At 39.3% G+C, this 2,404-nt stretch carries 2 protein-coding genes; both read right to left on the bottom strand.

The genetic code is table 11. The features are described 5' to 3' along the window. Positions 1-195: 195 nt before the first annotated feature. Positions 196-924, bottom strand: a complete 729-nt coding sequence (locus MW688_RS12125; RefSeq protein ID WP_486736249.1) for a hypothetical protein — start codon at positions 922-924, stop codon at positions 196-198. Further along, positions 905-1,852 carry an AAA family ATPase gene (locus MW688_RS12120; RefSeq protein WP_486736250.1) on the bottom strand — a complete coding sequence of 316 codons (948 nt, stop codon included), beginning with the start codon at positions 1,850-1,852 and terminating at the stop codon, positions 905-907. The genes MW688_RS12125 and MW688_RS12120 overlap by 20 nt, the downstream gene beginning before the upstream one ends. Positions 1,853-2,404 lie beyond the last annotated feature (552 nt).

The following is a 2,404-nucleotide window of genomic DNA, read 5'->3' as shown; positions in this document are numbered from 1 at the left end:
TAAAGAGGGATACCTTTGATCGTATCGAAGTGTACCCTAACTGGGCATGTAAGGTCTACGCCAATTATTGAGTCTGTGTCAGTGATACAGAGTACCGAGTAATTGGCAAGGAGTAAAAACACTTTACATGGCAAAAGATATACCGCTGACTTTTTTCTGTCTTATTTTGCTGTTTGAGTAAATTTGAGTAGATTTTTAGAAGCGGTGAAGCAATTCTCGATAAGAATGTTGGCGAATCTTTCCTTGGTGAGTGCGCCTTACTAGTTGTAAATGCTGGTTGTCTGTTGCCGATAATTGCCAGAGGCGAACATCCCGAAAAGCCCCCTGTGTATAGAAGAGTTGCCCCAGGTTACCCCATAACTCCCGCCAAATAAAACTAGATCTCCACTCTTCTATCACCAATTCTAGGGTTAACCAACGTTCTGCATCAGGTTTAGTTACAGGTTGCCAGAGATCCTTTTCAGCGATGCGGTAAACGGTGGCTTCTACATCTAAAACAGTGCGATGGATAGAGGGGACTTTTCGCATTAAAGGACGCAAAGCCCGATGAAAAGCGAGATTGTTTTGTAGAGTGGGGGCAGCAGGAATCTTGATGGGTAAGGAAGGAGTCGTCGCCTTGGTGGTATCTGATTCTATCTCTAGGGTATTATGATCTTCGGGGGTAATTACATCTAAACTATGGGGAGATATAGTATCTTGAGGCTGTTTATTTTTACTTTTATTCTGTTTATCGTTATTTTCATCCTTGGATGGAGAAACTGGCGATTTCTTTTCTACCTTATCCCTATCTATCTGCAAAGCTAACCAAACAGTATCAGCTAAATCGAGATCTCCAAACTCAAGACTCTCCCAAAGCCCGCTATTTTGGAGAAAATCATAAAACTTCTCTAACCCAGATAAAGACTTACTCGACTGACTCATCATCAACGCTGCCTAAGTCTCTAAGAATATGCTTGATTAGGTTTTCCTTAGTAGAGATTTTACCCTGTTTAACTAAATACATAGCGTTCAAAAGTTGATCTGTGGCTAAAGTGCCGTTGTCGCGATTTGTCTCAAACTCATTGAACAATTCATCAATATCTTGTTGCAGATTACCATTTTCATCCTTAGGTAAAGTCTCTCCTAAATGGACTTCAACAATCTTAATTAAATCCTCTTTGTTTGGGGGTTTCATATCTAAACGGAGACAACGTCGTAAAAATGGTGCTGGAAAATCTCTTTCGGCATTACTTGTGAGAATTACAAAGGGAAAATTAGTACAACAAATAAGACCATTTTCTACAGAGTAAGTCATATCTTCCTTTGTGACCTCGTTACTATCAGTATAGGCAGTTCTCAGCTTAGCGATGGGCATATCTACTTTAATCCTCTCTAATTCGGGAATTTCAAATCTACCCTCTTCAAAAAGGTTTAACAAGTCATTTGGTAAGTCAATATCACTTTTATCAATTTCATCTATTAATAAGACCCGAGGCTTCTTTGAAGGGAGTAAAGCTGTACCCAAAGGGCCTAGAGTAATATATTTTTCTATATTTTGTAATAAAGCTTGGCGTTTCTCAGCAATTAAGGTACCTTCAGTTTCTTCTTGCCATTTAACTTCTTGAAGACGTCCAATCGCATCATATTTATAGAGACCATCTTGTAGGGTAGTGCGAGTGGTAATTGGCCAACTTAATACTTCTCCAAGATTAAGTTCACTGGCTACCTTGTAAGCTAAAGAAGATTTTCCTGTACCTGCTTTACCCGTCACCAACAAAGGTCTTCTCAAGTATAAAGCAGCATTGACTAGTTCAATTTCTTCCTTTTTAACCTGAAAAGTTTCTCCTTTGCTTTTATTGCGATTGACTCCCATACGTCTCCAACTAGGAGGATCTGGTAATTTCCAATCGGTTTTACCCTTCCCTTCGCCTGTAAAAATGTGCCAACTAGCTTTTTTCTCGTTCATAACTAGGGGGTCTCCAATCCTTAGTTCGGTAAAACTGCTCAAAGCTTGTGCTATTATAGCACCGTTAATCAGCTTACCTAGTAAATTATAGGTTTGTAGTAGGGCTTTAGCCCTATCAAACTTGGAAATCCTACCAATAACATCTAATCTTTTTTGCATTTTTTGGACTAAAGTCCAACTACTGAGATCTTGCATCTTTACCTAATGTTACTCGTGGTGGATGAATTATGAGTCTTGAAGTAATGAGTTTTGAAGTAAAAGAATTGATCCTAACCCCTTAAAAGGAGGCAGGAGGCAGGAGGCAGGAGGTCGGCATAGATGGGGATTTTAAAAATTGATTTTCGCCTGTTGGCCTCTTTAGTACTTTTGTTCTGGTGCAAGATATGAGACTACGAACTTTTTTTTGGACTAAAGTCCAACTACGAACCCTTTTTTTTGGACTAAAGTCCAACTACGAAC

It is taken from the genome of Johannesbaptistia floridana (assembly GCF_057440575.1).
This window is presented reverse-complemented; position numbering and strand designations above follow the sequence as displayed.

What these genes read in the sequence shown, in the direction of transcription:
- MW688_RS12120 (WP_486736250.1), bottom strand. Translation starts at nt 1,852, where the DNA reads ATGGGAGTCAATCGCAATAAAAGCAAAGGAGAAACTTTTCAGGTTAAA.
- MW688_RS12125 (WP_486736249.1), bottom strand. Translation starts at nt 924, where the DNA reads ATGATGAGTCAGTCGAGTAAGTCTTTATCTGGGTTAGAGAAGTTTTAT.